The following is a 15,602-nucleotide window of genomic DNA, read 5'->3' as shown; positions in this document are numbered from 1 at the left end:
CCGAATACCCAATTTCACTGCCATTCCCCGCTGTTCCCGAAATTGGCCGGGAGAGCGGTGGCCCGGTACCGGATGAGCTTGCGCCACATACGGATCGGACGGCGCGAGGGGAACCTGGTGCCCGCGTGAATCGTCCGGTCTCCCGTAGGGAGACCGGGCTCTCGCACGGTGTACGCCGAGCCGGTTACTCGGTGGCCTCGGGGGTCGTGTCGGCCTCGGTCTTGTGGACCAGCTCCTTGACCGGGCGCAACCAGACCCAGGCGAGGAAGACGAGGGCGACGACGATCATGGCGATCCCGGCCCACAGGTTGGTGTTCCAGCCGCCGGAGCGTGCGAGGTCCTCGTCGCTGTGGCTCACCAGGCCGGTGACCACCAGGATGACGCCGTAGAGACCGAGCAGCGCGCCGACGATGGTGCGAATGTCGAAAAGCATTGGTCACTTCCTTATCCGACGAGGATATTGAGCACGATCACGATCGCCAGGGCGATACCGGCCAGCAGCACGGGGCGCTGGTACCACGGCAGCGAGGCCGCGTCCGGATCGTTCAGCTGGGCCTTCGGCGTCTCCGAGTAGACCAGGCCCACCAGCTCCGCGGCCGGTTTGGGAGCCGTCACCTGGGTGACGATCACGCTCAGCACGATGTCCACCACAAACGCCACACCGGCGGCGAGGAAGCTGGACCCCTGGCCGGACAGGTGGAACACCTCGGTCTGGTGCAGGATGAAAACCACCACCGCGGACAGCGTTCCGAACACCAGGCCGACCCAACCGGCCGTCGGTGTCATCCGCTTCCAGAACATGCCGAGGATGAACGTCGCGAACAGCGGCGCGTTGAAGAAGCTGAACAGCGTCTGCAGGTAGTCCATCATGTTCGAGAAGTTCCCGGCGATGAACGCGGTGAAGATCGCGATGACGGTGGCGCCCACCGTGGCCAGCCGCCCGACGGTCAGGTAGTAGCCGTCCGGTTTCTCCTTGACCACGTACTGCTGCCACAGGTCGTAGCTGAACACCGTGTTGAACGCGGAGATGTTGGCCGCCATACCGGCCATGAACGCCGCCAGCAGACCCGCCAGCGCGACGCCGAGCAGACCGTTGGGCAGGACGGCCTTCATCAGATACAGCAGGGCCTGGTTGTAGGTGACATCGCCCTGCCCGGTCGCCTTGTACTCGACCACCTGCGGCACCAGCACCGCGCTGATCATGCCGGGGATCACGACGATGAACGGAATGAACATCTTCGGGTAGGCGCCGATGATCGGGGTGCGGCGGGCGGCGGAGATCGAATGCGTCGCCAGCGCGCGCTGTACCTCGACGAAGTTGGTGGTCCAGTAGCCGAACGACAGTACGAAGCCCAGGCCGAACACGATGCCGAACACCGACATGATGTTGTTGCCGAATCCGCTGAGCTCGTTGCCCGGCCAGGAATGGATCTGTTCCGCGCCGCCCGGCGTCGCGCTCACCTTGTCCACCAGCCCGCCCCAGCCGCCGACGCGGTTGAGGCCGACCAGGGTCAGCGGCAGCAGGGCGGCCACGATGACGAAGAACTGCAACACCTCGTTGTAGATCGCCGCCGACAATCCGCCGAGGGTGATGTAGGACAGCACGATCACCGCGGCGACGATCACCGACACCCACAGCGGCCAGCCCAGCAGCACGTTCAGGATCGAACCCAGCAGATACAGGTTCACCCCGGCGATGAGCACCTGGGCGATCGCGAAACTGAGAGCGTTCACGAGGTGTGCCCCGGTGCCGAAGCGGCGGCGCATGAACTCGGGCACGCTGCGCACCTTGGAGCCGTAGTAGAACGGCATCATCACCACGCCGAGGAACAGCATGGCGGGCACCGCGCCGATCCAGAAGTAGTGCATGGTCGGCATGCCATACTGCGCGCCGTTGGCCGACATGCCCATGATCTCCACCGCGCCGAGATTGGCGGAGATGAAGGCCAGGCCGGTGACCCAGGCCGGTAGCGAACGCCCGGACAGGAAAAAGTCGATACTCGACGACACCCGCTGCCGCGCCAGCAGCCCGATGCCGAGAACGAAGACGAAATACAGTGCGACCAGGGCGTAGTCGACGGGCGCGGCATCCAGGCGTAGCTGGGTGCCCTCGGCCAGAACCGAGTGTGCGGCATCCCCCGCGAGCACCGAATCGAACACGCCTGGCGGCTCAGCAGCGGGCGGCATAAAGCTCTCCTGTCGATGGGGTCATCGGATGACCAACCGGCCGAACCCGGATACTAGCGTCTTGTTAGCGCTCACAGGGGTAGTTTTGTCCGACCCGTCATGCTGTGTCTCGAGAGCATCGAACGGCCCGCCGGTTTCGCCGCCGCCATAGCCGCGGCGACGAAACCGAGGGCGGATCAGGTGTCGCGGCCTAACCGGCCAGATCGTCCAGGACGCGCCGGGCCTGTTCGAGTTCCGCCTGCAGCTGTTCCACCTTGGCGCGCTGGCTGCTGCGGACCGACTCGAGCACCGAATCGACCACCTCGGCCACCTCGGGATGCAGGAGCTTCGCCGCCTGGGCGACCGTCGCGCCCGGGACCGACAGGCCGCGCGTGCGCTTCTTGCCGTGCACCACCTCGACGGTCCACTCGCCGTCGGCGGTGCCGGACAGGGTCACCGTCACCTCCGGGCTCGTCTTGGATTTGCGGGCGGCGGCACTCTTCTGCGGCTTCGCCGGGCCCGGTGCGGGTTTGGCCGCGGGCTTGGGCGCCGGGTTGTCGGCGACGGGCGCCGGTTGCGGAGCCGAACCCTGCTCGGCGACAGCGGGTTTCACCGGCTCGGGATTCGGTGGCGCCGGGTTCACGGTCGACGGCATGCTCACTGCGGTGTCCTTCCTTCTAGCCGTGGTCTTCTTCGCGGTCTGCTTCGTCGCGGCCGGTGCCGCGGTGCGCCGGGCCGGTTTGGTCAGCGTCACCTCGGTCGGCGAGAACGACAGTTCATCCTTGGATCCGGTGGGCCGCACCTGCAGGAAATCGCCCTCGGCGGGATCACCGAGCGCGACCACCTTGCCCGAGCGGCCCTCCGGCACACCGACCGCGGCCGCGGTGAACCACACCATCGGCGGCCGACCGGCCGCGATGTCCGCGGCGATCTGCCGAATCTCGATGTCGGACAAAGGTTGCGGCTTGGTTCGACGGGACGACATGGTGCTCTCCGGGCGGTTCGTGGACGTGTGCGTGCCACGAGCATGCCCCATGACACCGACAAGTCCACATCGTCCGGCCGCACCGAGCGAGCCTACGCGAACCGGCAAATCTTGAGCTACAACCAGGTTCCCGCCCGGCCCGCCGATCTCGACCGACCGCGAGAATCGTATGCGTTCGCTGCGCTGCGCGGTGACAGTTGGCGAGATTGCCCGCGACGGAAGCACGGCCGAGCAAGGGCCGCGAACCGCCTTTGCGCATCCGGACAGCAACAATCAGCGACGGGAGACGGTCCGGCCCCCACTCAGGCCGCGTGGCTCACATGCTTCGCCGACTCGCCGATCACCGCGTTCTGCTCGCCGACCAGCCGCCGCAGGAACGCCTCCTGCTCGCGGCGGCCCCGGGCGGCGGCGCGTCCGGGCCCGCCGGGCAGCTGGGCCGCGGCACTTCTGGTGAGGTTCACCGGGATCCGCAGCAGCGGGTACCAGGGTGGCATGTACGCCGGGAGGCCGAGGCTGCGCATGGCCCTCGGGCCGAGGAACGTGCTCGCGATCGACAGATGCTGCGCCCGGGCGATGCGGCCGCGCAGTGCGGGCAGATTGTGGAAGTGCCAGCCGAGCGGTTCGTCACCCATCGGCAACGCCAGTTGCGCCGTGGTCTCGTCCGGATTGGTGATCGCGCACATGCAGTGGTAGAGCACGCGCACCGCATCGCGGAATCCGTTGGGCAGCCACTCCTCCCGAACCCCGATCAGCCAGCCGACGTACCGGGTGAGGTGCGCGGCGGCGTCGGCGTCGGCCGGAGTCGGCACGATGCCCATCGGCATGGCCCCGACCATCGGGGCGATCAGCGCGCCGACGAGCGTGGCCGCCATATCGGTCTGATTGATCGGCACGCCCCACTCCTCGGCGTCCCAGTCCGGCATGGCCGCCACGTGCCGCCGCACGAACGCGTGGATGAGCCGGACGTGGATCGTGGAACGGTATCCGGCGCCCAGCGGCCGCATGCCGCCGTCGGAGGTGACGTCGAGCGCCCACTGCAGGGTCTCGGCGAAACGCTTGGCCGGGCCCTTCTCCAGCGCGCCCGTGCGTATCAGGGTCTTGTTGAATCCGGATGCCAGGTAGCCGCCGAGCAGCGAGACGTCGCGGGCGATGTACAGGCCGTCGGTGCCGCCCGCCCGGAACACCTGCTCCGCCCGCCGGATCTTGTCCCAATCCACCCATTCCGGAACGGCCTCGTAGCGAACGAAGAACTCCCGCAACGGTTCCGGCGCGTTCGGCACGCTCGCGATGCCCTCGCGCAGGGCGCGTTCGAACAGCGGGCGCGTGCGGTCGCTGCTCTCGGCGTACATCCAGTCGACGACCCGGTCCATGGGCTCGTCGGCGACCAGCAGCGATTCCCCGAGCTCGCGCCACTGCTCCGGAGACGGTTTGCCGATACCCATCAGCAGCGCGAACGGGCGCAGCCCCGGGACCTTGCGCGGTGTGTCGGGATGCCGGCGCGGCACAGTCGGGCTCATCGCTGCTCTCCTTCGAGCTGACGCCAGGGACAACGCGGAAACGTCTCGTGAAACAATGTACTTACTTTTCTCTCATTGCGTCAAGGGTTCCCAGCCGTGCACAGCGCCCGCACAGCCGGTAGTCTGCGGTTTTCATGAGGAGTTCGGTGGTAGGACCGGCGATCGTGCGCCGGACGCCGGGGCGCTCCGGACCAGGCCGATGAGTGCGTCGCATATGCCCGCGCTGCGTGACGAACGACAGGCGCTGCTGGGCTTTCTGCGCGGATCTGAGCGAGGCCGACCTGGCCGCGCCGAGTGCGGCGCCGGGCTGGTCGGTCGCCGACGTGTTCCTCCATCTCACCGCCACCGCCCGGGCGCTGGTGACGCCGACGGCCCTCGCGCTGATGACGACCCGGGACATCGAGCGACTCAACGAGCGGCTGGTCGACGAGAGGCGCTCCCACACAACGAAACACGTGCTGCGCGACCTCACCGCCTGGACGGGACGCGGCTGCGCGGCCCTGACCTTGCTGACCGCGCCCGGGCTCGGCGGAGTTCGCCTGCCCGTGGGCGAATTGGGTTGGTACCCCTTGGATCTCGTGCCCGCGATGCTCGTATTCGACTGGCATACGCACCTGCGCCACGACATCGCGACCGCACTCGACCGGCCGGTCCCGCCCACCGATCCCCGGCGGATGGCCGCGGTGCTGACCTGGCTGACGACCCTGCTGGAGCGTTCCCATCGCCAGCCCCTGAGCTGGCTCGAGGCGCCGGTCGCACTCACCCTCACCGGGCCGGGCGGGGGCACCTGGCGCATCGACCCGCGGGGCGGCCGGATCCGGGTGCGCCCGGCCCCCGCCGCCGGCGCGGCGGCCCACATCGCCGCGCTCGCACTGGAATTCCCGCAGTGGAGCACCCACCGACTGCCCTGGCGAACCTGCGCGGTAGCCGTGACCGGCGACGCCGAACTCGGCACGCGGGTATTGGACGCGATCGAACTGGTTTGAGCCGCCGGTCAGTCGGCCCGCGCAGCGCCCATTTCCTGCTCGACGGCCGCGGCGAAGGTATCCACATCGTCCGCGGTGGTGTCGAACGCGCACATCCACCGCACCTCGCCGGTGTCCTCGTCCCAGACATGGAAGGGGAACCGCCGCTGCAGCCGGGCGGTGACATCCGGTGGGAGAACGGCGAATACGGCATTGGACTGCACCGGCTGCGCGAGCTTGACCCCCTCGACGCGTCCGACGGTCTCGGCCAGGCGCGCGGCCATGGCGTTGGCGTGGGCGGCGTTGCGCAACCACAGATCGCCGCCGAGCAGCGCCTCGAACTGCACCGACAGGAACCGCATCTTCGACGCCAGCTGCGTGGACAGCATGCGCAGATACTCGAGGTCGTGGACGCGATCCGGGGAGAGCACGACCACGGCCTCCCCGAGCATCAGGCCGTTCTTCGTTCCGCCGAAGGACAGGATGTCCACGCCGACATCGGTGGTGAACGCGCGCAGCGGTACACCGAGCGCGGCCGCCGCATTGCACAGCCGGGCGCCGTCCACGTGCACGAGCATGCCCAGATCGTGTGCGTGATCGCAGATCGCGCGGATCTCATCGATCGAATAGCAGGTCCCCGTCTCGGTGGTCTGCGTGATCGAGACGGCCAGCGGCTGGGCGCGATGCTCGTTACCTCGCCCCCAGGCCTGCCGGTCGACGAGTTCCGGGGTGAGCTTGCCGTCCGGGGCGGCGACCGGATAGATCTTGATTCCCGCGACCTTCTCCGCGGCGCCGCATTCGTCGGAGTTGACGTGCGCGGACTCGGCCGTGATCACCGCACCCCAGCGGGGCAGCAGCGCTTGCAGCGCAACGACATTGGCGCCCGTGCCGGTACACACCGGGAACACGCGGGCCTGCTCGCCGAAATGACGGATGAAGAGCTGCCGCAGCGCGGTGGTGTATTCGTCGGTGCCATAGGACCTTTGATGACCGCCGTTGGCCACCGCCAGTGCCGCCAGCACCTCCGGGTGGATGCCTGCCCAGTTGTCGCTGGCGAAGCCGCGCACGGTCGCATCGTGCCGGCGAATGGCGTCCGTCACCGATTCATCACCTCACCTCGGAGAATCTGCTCACCCGCCCCACGGTAACGCGGCCCGGGAGCGACAGCCCAGCCGCTGCGCCGCGATGTCGAGATCCTTGTCGCCGCGACCCGACAGGCACAGCAGCACCACCGAATCGGGCGGCAGTTCACCGCGATCGGCCAGCTCCAGCAGATATCCGACGGTGTGGGCGGATTCGAGCGCGGCGATGATGCCCTCGCTGCGCGTGAGGGCGCGCATCCCGCGCAGCGCGGCGTCGTCGGTGGCCGTGCGGTAGGCGACGCGGCCGGTGTCCTTGAGGTGGCTGAGTTCCGGCCCGACACCCGGATAGTCCAAACCCGCCGCGATGCTGTGTGTTCGCGCGATCTGGCCGTCCTCGTCCTGCAGCATGTAGCTGAACGCGCCGTCGATCTCACCGGGCGTACCGGAGCTCAATGTTGCCGCGTGCCAGCCTGTCTCGGTCCCGTGGCCCGCCGCCTCCACGCCGATCAAGCGCACCTGCGGATCATCGAGGAAGGGATGGAACATGCCGATGGCATTGCTGCCGCCGCCCACGCACGCGACCACGTAATCCGGCAGCCGCCCTTCGGATTTCAGCACCTGCGCCCGGGCCTCGTACCCGATCACCGTCTGGAAGTCCCGGACGATCCGCGGATACGGCGCGGGTCCCGCCGCCGTGCCGAACGCGTAATGGGTGGTGTCGACATTGGTCACCCAGTCCCGGACCGATTCGCTGACCGCGTCCTTGAGCCGGCGCCGACCGGTGTGCACCGCCCGGACCTCCGCCCCCAGCAGGTGCATTCGCACGACATTGGAGGACTGCCGTCGCATGTCGTGCGCGCCCATGTAGATCGTGCACGACATATCCAGCATCGCGCACACCGTCGCCACCGCGACGCCGTGCTGACCCGCGCCCGTCTCCGCGACGATCCGGGACTTGCCCATCCGCCGCGCCAGCAGCACCTGCCCCAGCGCACTGTTGATCTTGTGGGCGCCCGTGTGCGCCATGTCCTCGCGCTTCAGGTAGACCCGAACGCCCGGCACCGCAAGCGATTCCGCGAGGCGGGGCGCGCTGTGCAGCAGCGTCGGGCGGCCGACGCGGTCGCGCAGCAACTCCCCGAGCTCGTGGGTGAATCGCGGGTCGGCCTGCGCCTGCCGGTACGCCAGGTCGAGTTGGGTCAGCGCGGCCATCAGTCCCTCGGGCACGTACCGGCCACCGAATCTACCGAATCTGCCCTGCTCATCCGGGAAAACCGCGGAGTCGTAGACACCGCCGGCCAAGCCGTAATCAATAACCATCAGTACCAACGCGTTTCACTCACCGGACTCACATGTGCATCCTGTCTTACTCGGGCAAGCGGAGTAATGCCTATTGGCAACGAAATAGTTAACGATTTGTTAGCGAACCTACGTGGGATCACCGAGATTCGGCGCCTCGCCCGGCGGCCCGGACTGGCCGTGCGGCGCCCAGGTTCACGGCGCACTGGTTGCCCTGCGCTCCGGACGCCAAGGTGGTCGTCATGACGCACAGCGACGCACGTTTCGACAACAAGATCGCCCTCGTGACCGGCGGTTCCAGCGGTATGGGCCTGGCCGCCGCCCGGCGGCTGCTCGAGGAGGGGGCGCAGGTGGTCGTCACCGGGCGCGACAAGTCCCGGCTGGACGCGGCCGTCGAGGCCTGGGCGGCGGCGACCGTGTCCTGGCCGTCGCCGGGGACGCTTCGGACATCGCCGACCTGGAGGCCCTGACCGAGACCGTCCGGGCGCGCCATGGTCGGCTCGATGTGGTGTTCGCCAACGCCGGCGTGGCCTCGTTCGGGCCGACCGCCGAGGTCACCGAGGCTGAATTCGACCGCCTCGTGGAGATCAACTTCAAGGGCGTGTACTTCACGATCCAGAAGGCCCTCCCACTGCTCGCCGAGCGCGCCGCGATCGTGCTCAACGCCTCGTGGACGCCGCACCGCGGTCTGCCGGGCGGCTCGCTGTATTCCGCGACGACGACAACATCCCGGCCGAGGCGCACTCCGGGGTCCTGGCGCAGATCGCCGCCGGTCGATTCGGCACCGCCGAGGACGTCGCGGACGCGGTGGCGTTCCTCGCCTCCGGCGAGGCCGGGTATGTCGACGGCCAGGACTTGGTCATCGACGGCGGGCTGGTCGCCGCGATACCGGCCTGAGGGAGGCGCCGTCGTCGCACAGTCGGCGCGGGAGCGCGCGGGGTGCGGGGCGGGGCCTACGTGGCCGGGGCGGGCGCGTTGGCCGCGCAGATGTAGGCCACGGCCTGGTGTAGGTCCGGGAAGACGCGGTGGGCCAGTTTCCGGGTTTCGGGGGTGGGGGCGACCAGGTCGGGGATCAGCAGGCAGCGCAGCCCCGCGGCGTGCGCCGCACGCAGGCCGTTCGGCGAATCCTCCAGTGCCAGTACATGTTCCGGGTCGGCGCCCAGGGCCGCGACCGCGGTCAGGTACGGCTCGGGGTGCGGCTTGCCGCGGGTCACGTCCTGACGGGTCACCACCGCGTCGAACCGGCCCGCGATCCCGGCCACCCGCAGGTGGTGGTCGGTGCGCTCGCGTCCCGAGGAGGTCGCGATCGCGCGCGGGATCGTCTGGGAGTCGAGTTCGTCCAGCATTTCGGCCACGCCCGGTTTGACGGTCAGGCGGCCGTCGTCGACGAACCGGGAGAGCGTGGCCTCGTGGGTCGCGAAGAAATCGTCGACGGGAAATCCGGGGCCGTAGGCGGCGACGGCGAGTTCGCGACAGCGGTCGGCCGGTTGCCCGATCATGCCGCGGCAGAATTCCAGTGGCAGATCGTGCCCCAGCTGCTCCCCGGAGCTGATCAGCGATTCGATCGCCAGTCGCTCGGAGTCCAGCAGCAGCCCGTCCATATCGAAAACCACCGCGCGAACCGGTCTGTCGGCACTCACCTCGTACTCCCTTCGAATTCCGGCAGCAGCCGCCGCCGCACCACCTCCGGCGCGCCGTCGCTGCCGACAATCCGGTCGCGGAGCGGTTGCCCGTGAGCTTGCGCACACCGCGCGGGGCACGGACACGGCCGAGTCTGTTGCTCACGAATAACTGCCTTGTCTAAAGATCTGGCTATCCTGGGGTCGTGAGCTCAGCGACGACACCCACCGGCAAGCGAACCATCGGGCTGATCTGGGCGCAGACTCGCGATCGCGTCATCGGCGCGGACGGCACGGTGCCCTGGAATATTCCGGAAGATCTGCAGCACTTCCAGGACATCATCACCGGTCACATCGTCATCATGGGACGCCGGACGTGGGATGCGCTGCCCGAGCAGGCCCGGACCGACCCGGACCGGCGAACCATCGTCCTCACCCACGATCCCCGGTGGTTCGCCGAGGGCGCCGAGCGCGCCGGCTCGATGGAGGAGGCGCTGACGCTCTCCGACCCCGACGAGGTGTGGGTGATCGGCGGCGGCGAGACCTTCCGCGCGGCCCTGCCCTACGCGACGGTGATCTCGGTGACCGAGGTGACCACCGACGTCGAGGGCGACGTCTACGCCCCCGAGATCTCCGGCGACTACCTCATGGCCTTCACCACCGGCCTGGAAAGATCGTCCAACGGCAAGGACTCCTACGTTTTCCGCAGCTACGCCCGCAAATAGCGCGAACGCGCCCGACGGGGGAAATAAGCGGAAATGGTCTCCGTTTTTGATGGGGATAGTATATGGAGAACATCTCCGCTTATGTGAGACCGAGCGGAGAATCCATCCGTTTTTCCAGTGGAGGATTCGTGGACGCACCGCCGACAGCGACGCCGACGGGACGGCCGATGCGGGCCGACGCACGCCGCAACTACGAGCGCATCGTCGACTGCGCGCGCGAGGCCTTCGCCGAGCACGGCCCTGAGGCCCCGCTGGACGATATCGCCCGCCGCGCCGGCGTCGGGCCGGGGACGCTCTACCGCCACTTCCCCAACCGCGACGCGCTCATCGAGGCCGTCTATCGCTCCAGCATCGAGACGCTGGCCGCGCGCGCTCACGAACTCATCGAAACCCTCTCCCCCGCAGAGGCTTTGGCGGAATGGTTCCGCATGCAGGTCGAGTTCGTCATGGACAAGCGCAGTCTCGCGGCCACCCTGAAGGCCGCGATCGACCGCGGCTCGGAGACCTTCCTGCTCTGCTCGACGCTGATCACCGAGGCGGCGGCGGCCGTGCTGGAGACCGCGCGGGGCGCGGGACTGGCCGGCGCGGATATCGAACCGCGGGACCTGCTGCGCCTGGGCCACGGCATCGGCGTCGCGTGCGAGAAGGCGCCGGACGCCGCCCCGCGCCTGATCGCGGTGGCCTTGGCCGGTCTGCGCGCCACACCCACCTGAGGCCCGACACGAACGCGCTCCTGCCGCGGGCATGGGGCCTGCTCTGAGCGGCGGCCCGCGCCGCTCGACAAGCATGCGCACTCGGCAGCATGGCAGTATCGAGTTGCTGATCGTTAACCCTTCCAGTCCGCCGAGCAACTCGCACAGGATGGTGACAGTGGAGCCCATCGACCAGCCGCGCTCGGACGCCGCCGAGATGTGGGGCATGCCCGACCTGCTGATCTGCGCTATCTGCGCGGCCGCCTTCGGGATCACCCTGGCCTGGTTTCTGCTCTGGGCGGCGCACCTGGTGGTGATGATCGCGGCCACCTTCCTGTGGGTGTGGCGATCGCGGCGGCGGCAACCCGCCCGACCTACGGTCGCGTGATGACCTCCGACACCGACGACGAGAACACCGAGATCGACTATCGCTTCACCCTGGCCGACGAGCGGACGTTCCTGGCCTGGATACGCACCGCGCTGGGGCTGCTCGCGGGCGGCGTCGCGGTGCACACGCTGGTGCAGCCGTTCCATCACACCGGACTGCGGCGGGCCCTGGCACTGAGCTGCATCGTGCTCGCGGTGGTGCTGTCGGTCGGCGCCTACACGCACTGGCGCGACGTCCAGCGCCGGATGCGGCGCGGCGAGCCCCTCGCCAACACCGTGATGGTGCCCTTGCTCGCCGTGGGCATCGCGGCCGTGTCCGTGCTGGCCGCGGTGGCGGTGCTGTACCGATGACCGCGCCGACACTCGCCGCCGAGCGTACGGCCCTGGCGTGGCGCCGCACCGCCGTCGGCGCAATGGGCACGGCCGCCCTGTTCATCCACGCGGCCGTCGAGAACGGCTGGCGGGCCGGGGCGGTGGCGCCGATGGCAGCGGCGGTCACGCTGCTCGTGGTCGCCGCGGTGAGCTTTCTGCGCAATCGTTCACTGCAACACGGACATGGGGCCCACGGCCGCCAGGTGGTCACGATCACGACGGCGGCCGTCATCGCCGTCGCACTGGTGGCGACGGCGATCGCGAGCACCGATCCCATTATCTGACAGGCGATTCCAGGTTTTCCGGCACACGGTTCGCCGCCCCAGGTAGAAGGTAGTAAGTGGGTACGACGACAGACCCAGCAGCTACTTCGTCGAACAGCAGCAGCGGGTGACCGCCGAGCGGCCGTTCTCCGACACCACCGATCGGGCCGACGCGGACCGCGGGTCTATCGCGGCGCTGGAGCCGGGCGTGGTGACCGACGCCGACGGAAACATGTTGTGGGACAGCGATTCCTACTCGTTCCGGGGGGCGGTTGTCCGGCGACGGTGAATCCCAGCCGGTGGCGGTATCCGGGGCGATCACCATCGACGGCGACGCGCAGAGCTTCACGCGCCTGGTGGGCCTGTTCGACGAGCCGGACCCGGACTTCGCCATCGTCACGCCCTGATCACGCCCGCGCACCCCCGCACGAGCTACAGCGGGTGCGTGAACATGCAGGGGTGCGTGGGCTGGGGGTGACGGGCCACGAAGTCCGCGCACTCGCCGCACTCGGCGATTATGGGGTGGGCGCAGGTGAGGATGTGGGCCAGGAAGCGGTCGGTGGCCCGCAGGAGGTCCATGTGCTCGTGGATCTCGGAACGTTTGCGGGCGATCAGCGCGACGCGGACGTCGTGGCCGCTCTGTGCGAGGTCGCGGATCTGGCTCAGCGACAGCCCGGTGTGCTGCAGGGTCCGGATCATTCGCGCGAAATTCAAGGTCTGCTCGTCGTAGGTGCGGTGGCCCGAGGGGCTGCGGGGCGGGGCGAGCAGGCCCACCGATTCCCAGTGCCGCAGCACGTGCGCGGCGATGCCCAAGGCGGCTGCGGCGTCGCCGATCTTCAGGCCTGCCACGGTTGTCACGAATCTCCCCTTTACTTCACGTGGACATGAAGTTCTACGGTGCCACCGATGCTAGCGGCGCACGGGCCGCCGGGCGAATCGGGAACGGAGTACTACGTGTCAGATCCGGTGCGGACACCGAGCGTGTTCGAATGCTGCTCCGCGGCAGTGGGTTTCGTGTACGGCCTGGCTCGCCCGCGGCGGCGTGACGAGCGGCTGCTGCGGTCGATCACGGATGCGGGCCTACCCACCCCGTGCCGCACGGTGACCGTGACCGCGCTGCCGCAGGTCCCGCGGCCGGTGCCGACCGTGGCGATCGTGGAGGGCGCCTTCGCGCCCCGGCGGATCGCCAGTGCCATGACGTCGTTCGTGGTCGAACATCCGGAGGCGACGTTCCTCGTCGACCCGAGCGTCTGCGCCGATGTCGAACACCGCGCGATCGCGCAGCTCCCCGCGGTGCTGCGGGCCGCCGTGCGCCCGTCCGCGGCCACCCTCGCCACGATCGACGCGCTGCGGGCGGGGCCGGACCTGCCGCGCCCGGACTTCGCGCTGCCCACGCACGCGCACTGGGACCACGTGTGCGGACTGCTTGACATGCCCGGCATGCCGGTGCACCTGCATCGCGTCGAGCGCCAGTGGGTGACCGCCGGACCGATCGCGCCCGTGGGCGGGGTCCGGGATTCGCTGCGCGACCGCCCGACCGTCGAATACGAGCTGGACGGACCGCCAGTACTCACCTTCACCCGCAGCCGCGACCTGTTCGGCGACGGCTCGGTGATACTGGTGGATCTCGCTGGGCACACCCCGGGCAGCGTCGGGATTCTCCTGCATACGCGGCAGGGCTGGGTGCTGCTGGCCGGTGACGCCGCCTGGCATCATCGCCAGATCGACACCATTCGCCAGAAGGCAAGCTTCCCAGGTAATTTCGCCGATACCGACCGCGACGCCACCTTCCGGACGCTGCACCGCCTGCACCTGGCCCGGCACACCGTGAGGATCGTCCCGACCCACGATCACGACGCGAGCAGCCGGTTGGGTGCGAGCCACGAGCGGATCACTCCTGAGACGCCCGAAGCCTATTGAGAAAAGCCTGGGGCACAGCGCCGTTCACCGCGTGGTCGCCGAGTACCGCGGCCTTGTAGACCGCCGGGTTGTGCGAGGAGACGGTGCGGGCGTTGCGCCAGTGGCGATCCAGGCCGAGTCGTGTCCGCAAGGCGCTGGCGCTGCCCGCGTCGAAGAACCGCCAGGCGGCCGCGCCGACCAGTTCGGTATTCGCCACCTGTGTCGCGGCCGAGTCCAACAACGCCCGTTCCGCGCGCTCCGGCGAGGACTCGTCGTGGAACGCGTCGAGGGCGTCGGCCAGCAGCAGCACGTTCGCCCGCGTCGAGTACGCCTTGCTCCGCACCTCCCCCACGATCTGCAACACCTGGGGGTCCGCGGTCGGCTCCGGCGTGGACGCCAGCGGATACGAGCGGGTGCGTCCCCGGACCAGCTCGGCGACGTCGTGGGCGACGGCGCGGGCGATCCCGGCCTGGGTGGCCGAGTGCACGAACTGATAGAAGGCCTCCATGTAGTCGTTGGTCAGCGAATTGCGATGGTGCAGTAGGTAATCCGGATCGACGCGCACGGATTCGAAGATCGCGGTGCCGCTCGCGGTCAGCCGCTGCCCGAAGCCGTCCCAGTCATCGATGACCGTCACGCCCTCGCTGCGCCGGGGAACGATCGCCGAGACGGGTTCGCCGTCCACGGACACCAGCACATTGAGCCAATCCGCGTAGAGGCTGCCGGTGGTGTAGTACTTGCGGCCCGACAGCAGATAGTGGTCACCTTCGCGCGCGAGCGAGGTGGCCAGTGTCGTCAGGTTCGGGGTGGTCAGCTCGGCCCCGGCCGGGCCGAAGAAAGCCCCGGCCGCGGCCGCGCGCAGCAGGGCGTCGCGGGCGGTGCCCGGCGCCGCGAACCGCAGGATCTCGGTGAGCCCGAGGTGGCCTCGGAATATCTGCGCCAGATTGGAATCACCGGCCGCGATGTCGATGAGGGCCTCGGCCAGGGTGCGCACCGACGCGCCGGAACCACCGTACTCGACCGGCACCCGCAGCGCACCGACCCCGGCGGACAGCAGTTGCGACCGCGGCGATGGCCTCCCGGCGGCCCCGGATATCGTCCACTGCGACCATCGGCACTCCGTTCCTCGGCGACGCTGTACTCGAACCGCTGTATTCGAAACCGCCGCCCCACGGCACAACAGGTATCCGCTCGCGCTGGTCGAAATTGTTTACAGCCCAGCCACTCTCCCGCACCATGGCCTGCGGACCACGGGGGTCTTTCGCCCATTTTTCTCCTCTACGAACGGATGTCGTTCGAATGTCTGATGTCGTTGCACCGGCCGCGTCGCTGTTTCGCCGCTCCGACGAGGTGCGTGATGCGCTCGCCCGGGGACGGCCGGTCGTCGCGCTCGAATCCAATGTGGTGGCGCACGGATTCCGCCGACCCGACAACGTCGCGATCGCCCACGAGGTCGAGCGCGCGGTGCGCGCCGGTGGCGCGGTGCCCGCCACCATCGCCATCCTGGACGGCCGGATCGTGGTCGGCACCGACGACCACGGTATCGAAGACTGGGTACCGCAACCGATGTCGCGAAGGTGACGGCGCGCGACATCGCGGTGGCGCTGGCGCGCGGCGGGCACAGGGCGACCTGA

At 68.9% G+C, this 15,602-nt stretch carries 20 protein-coding genes and 1 pseudogene; 12 read left to right on the top strand and 9 right to left on the bottom strand.

Features of this window, described 5'->3' with window-relative positions:
* Positions 1 to 184 precede the first annotated feature (184 nt).
* The 4 genes from ACYVLQ_RS01105 to ACYVLQ_RS01090 form a co-directional block, all read right to left on the bottom strand.
* Positions 185 to 433 (bottom strand): hypothetical protein, encoded by a 249-nt coding sequence (locus tag ACYVLQ_RS01105; RefSeq protein ID WP_460695443.1) that lies wholly within the window; start codon positions 431 to 433, stop codon positions 185 to 187.
* A gap of 11 nt (positions 434 to 444) precedes the next feature.
* Entirely contained in the window at positions 445 to 2,187 is a 1,743-nt protein-coding gene (locus ACYVLQ_RS01100) for a sodium:solute symporter family protein (protein ID WP_460695442.1), read from the bottom strand.
* Between the two features lie 190 nt (positions 2,188 to 2,377).
* Positions 2,378 to 3,151, bottom strand: coding sequence for a DUF6319 family protein (locus ACYVLQ_RS01095; RefSeq protein ID WP_460695441.1), 774 nt, complete (start codon positions 3,149 to 3,151; stop codon positions 2,378 to 2,380).
* A gap of 302 nt (positions 3,152 to 3,453) precedes the next feature.
* Positions 3,454 to 4,668 carry an oxygenase MpaB family protein gene (locus tag ACYVLQ_RS01090; RefSeq protein ID WP_460695440.1) on the bottom strand — a complete coding sequence of 405 codons (1,215 nt, stop codon included), beginning with the start codon at positions 4,666 to 4,668 and terminating at the stop codon, positions 3,454 to 3,456.
* 227 nt (positions 4,669 to 4,895) lie between these two features.
* On the opposite strand from ACYVLQ_RS01090, the gene ACYVLQ_RS01085 reads away from it, so the two are divergent.
* The gene (locus ACYVLQ_RS01085) at positions 4,896 to 5,654 is read left to right on the top strand and encodes a maleylpyruvate isomerase N-terminal domain-containing protein (RefSeq protein ID WP_460695439.1); all 759 of its coding nucleotides are present in this window, start codon (positions 4,896 to 4,898) and stop codon (positions 5,652 to 5,654) included.
* A gap of 8 nt (positions 5,655 to 5,662) precedes the next feature.
* Here ACYVLQ_RS01085 and ACYVLQ_RS01080 read toward each other — a convergent pair whose 3' ends face one another.
* A complete protein-coding gene (locus tag ACYVLQ_RS01080; protein ID WP_460695438.1) occupies positions 5,663 to 6,733 on the bottom strand; it encodes a threonine aldolase family protein in 1,071 nt (356 codons plus the stop codon).
* A gap of 30 nt (positions 6,734 to 6,763) precedes the next feature.
* The gene (gene trpB, locus ACYVLQ_RS01075; RefSeq protein WP_460695437.1) at positions 6,764 to 8,032 is read right to left on the bottom strand and encodes a tryptophan synthase subunit beta; all 1,269 of its coding nucleotides are present in this window, start codon (positions 8,030 to 8,032) and stop codon (positions 6,764 to 6,766) included.
* 221 nt (positions 8,033 to 8,253) lie between these two features.
* On the opposite strand from trpB, the pseudogene ACYVLQ_RS01070 reads away from it, so the two are divergent.
* A pseudogene (locus ACYVLQ_RS01070) lies at positions 8,254 to 8,675 on the top strand (SDR family NAD(P)-dependent oxidoreductase); the annotation flags it as partial.
* Between the two features lie 5 nt (positions 8,676 to 8,680).
* Positions 8,681 to 8,908 (top strand): SDR family oxidoreductase, encoded by a 228-nt coding sequence (locus tag ACYVLQ_RS01065; protein ID WP_460695436.1) that lies wholly within the window; start codon positions 8,681 to 8,683, stop codon positions 8,906 to 8,908.
* Positions 8,909 to 8,964: 56 nt separating this feature from the next.
* Here the strand turns inward: ACYVLQ_RS01065 and ACYVLQ_RS01060 are convergent, their stop codons facing one another.
* Positions 8,965 to 9,651 carry an HAD family hydrolase gene (locus tag ACYVLQ_RS01060; protein ID WP_460695435.1) on the bottom strand — a complete coding sequence of 229 codons (687 nt, stop codon included), beginning with the start codon at positions 9,649 to 9,651 and terminating at the stop codon, positions 8,965 to 8,967.
* 185 nt (positions 9,652 to 9,836) lie between these two features.
* Between ACYVLQ_RS01060 and ACYVLQ_RS01055 the strand changes: the two genes are divergently transcribed.
* The 7 genes from ACYVLQ_RS01055 to ACYVLQ_RS01025 all read left to right on the top strand — a co-directional run bounded on the left by ACYVLQ_RS01055 (position 9,837) and on the right by ACYVLQ_RS01025 (position 12,476).
* Positions 9,837 to 10,355, top strand: a complete 519-nt coding sequence (locus ACYVLQ_RS01055) for a dihydrofolate reductase (RefSeq protein ID WP_460695434.1) — start codon at positions 9,837 to 9,839, stop codon at positions 10,353 to 10,355.
* A 128-nt stretch (positions 10,356 to 10,483) separates the two neighbouring features.
* The gene (locus ACYVLQ_RS01050; protein ID WP_460695433.1) at positions 10,484 to 11,068 is read left to right on the top strand and encodes a TetR/AcrR family transcriptional regulator; all 585 of its coding nucleotides are present in this window, start codon (positions 10,484 to 10,486) and stop codon (positions 11,066 to 11,068) included.
* Between the two features lie 157 nt (positions 11,069 to 11,225).
* Positions 11,226 to 11,435: a hypothetical protein gene (locus tag ACYVLQ_RS01045; protein WP_460695432.1), complete on the top strand. Its 210-nt coding sequence runs from the start codon at positions 11,226 to 11,228 to the stop codon at positions 11,433 to 11,435.
* Positions 11,435 to 11,785 carry a YidH family protein gene (locus ACYVLQ_RS01040; protein WP_460695431.1) on the top strand — a complete coding sequence of 117 codons (351 nt, stop codon included), beginning with the start codon at positions 11,435 to 11,437 and terminating at the stop codon, positions 11,783 to 11,785. Before ACYVLQ_RS01045 ends, ACYVLQ_RS01040 begins: the two co-directional genes overlap by 1 nt.
* Positions 11,782 to 12,090 carry a DUF202 domain-containing protein gene (locus tag ACYVLQ_RS01035; RefSeq protein WP_460695430.1) on the top strand — a complete coding sequence of 103 codons (309 nt, stop codon included), beginning with the start codon at positions 11,782 to 11,784 and terminating at the stop codon, positions 12,088 to 12,090. Before ACYVLQ_RS01040 ends, ACYVLQ_RS01035 begins: the two co-directional genes overlap by 4 nt.
* 106 nt (positions 12,091 to 12,196) lie before the next feature.
* Complete coding sequence (locus ACYVLQ_RS01030; RefSeq protein WP_460695429.1) at positions 12,197 to 12,358, top strand: hypothetical protein; 162 nt, start codon at positions 12,197 to 12,199, stop codon at positions 12,356 to 12,358.
* Between the two features lie 10 nt (positions 12,359 to 12,368).
* Positions 12,369 to 12,476, top strand: a complete 108-nt coding sequence (locus tag ACYVLQ_RS01025) for an alkyl sulfatase C-terminal domain-containing protein (RefSeq protein ID WP_460695428.1) — start codon at positions 12,369 to 12,371, stop codon at positions 12,474 to 12,476.
* A 25-nt stretch (positions 12,477 to 12,501) separates the two neighbouring features.
* On the opposite strand, the gene ACYVLQ_RS01020 is transcribed toward ACYVLQ_RS01025, so the two are convergent.
* Positions 12,502 to 12,927, bottom strand: coding sequence for a MerR family transcriptional regulator (locus tag ACYVLQ_RS01020; protein ID WP_460695427.1), 426 nt, complete (start codon positions 12,925 to 12,927; stop codon positions 12,502 to 12,504).
* A 96-nt stretch (positions 12,928 to 13,023) separates the two neighbouring features.
* On the opposite strand from ACYVLQ_RS01020, the gene ACYVLQ_RS01015 reads away from it, so the two are divergent.
* Positions 13,024 to 13,989: an MBL fold metallo-hydrolase gene (locus tag ACYVLQ_RS01015; RefSeq protein WP_460695426.1), complete on the top strand. Its 966-nt coding sequence runs from the start codon at positions 13,024 to 13,026 to the stop codon at positions 13,987 to 13,989.
* On the opposite strand, the gene ACYVLQ_RS01010 is transcribed toward ACYVLQ_RS01015, so the two are convergent.
* Positions 13,961 to 14,995: an acyl-CoA dehydrogenase family protein gene (locus ACYVLQ_RS01010; RefSeq protein ID WP_460695425.1), complete on the bottom strand. Its 1,035-nt coding sequence runs from the start codon at positions 14,993 to 14,995 to the stop codon at positions 13,961 to 13,963. The two genes, ACYVLQ_RS01015 and ACYVLQ_RS01010, sit on opposite strands and share 29 nt — an antisense overlap.
* A 272-nt stretch (positions 14,996 to 15,267) precedes the next feature.
* On the opposite strand from ACYVLQ_RS01010, the gene ACYVLQ_RS01005 reads away from it, so the two are divergent.
* Positions 15,268 to 15,549, top strand: a complete 282-nt coding sequence (locus ACYVLQ_RS01005) for a pseudouridine-5'-phosphate glycosidase (RefSeq protein ID WP_460695424.1) — start codon at positions 15,268 to 15,270, stop codon at positions 15,547 to 15,549.
* The last annotated feature ends 53 nt before the right edge of the window (positions 15,550 to 15,602 follow it).

The sequence above is a fragment of the Nocardia thraciensis genome (assembly GCF_054782435.1).
Note: the sequence above shows the minus strand (reverse complement) of the source record. Positions and strands in the feature narration are given on the sequence as shown.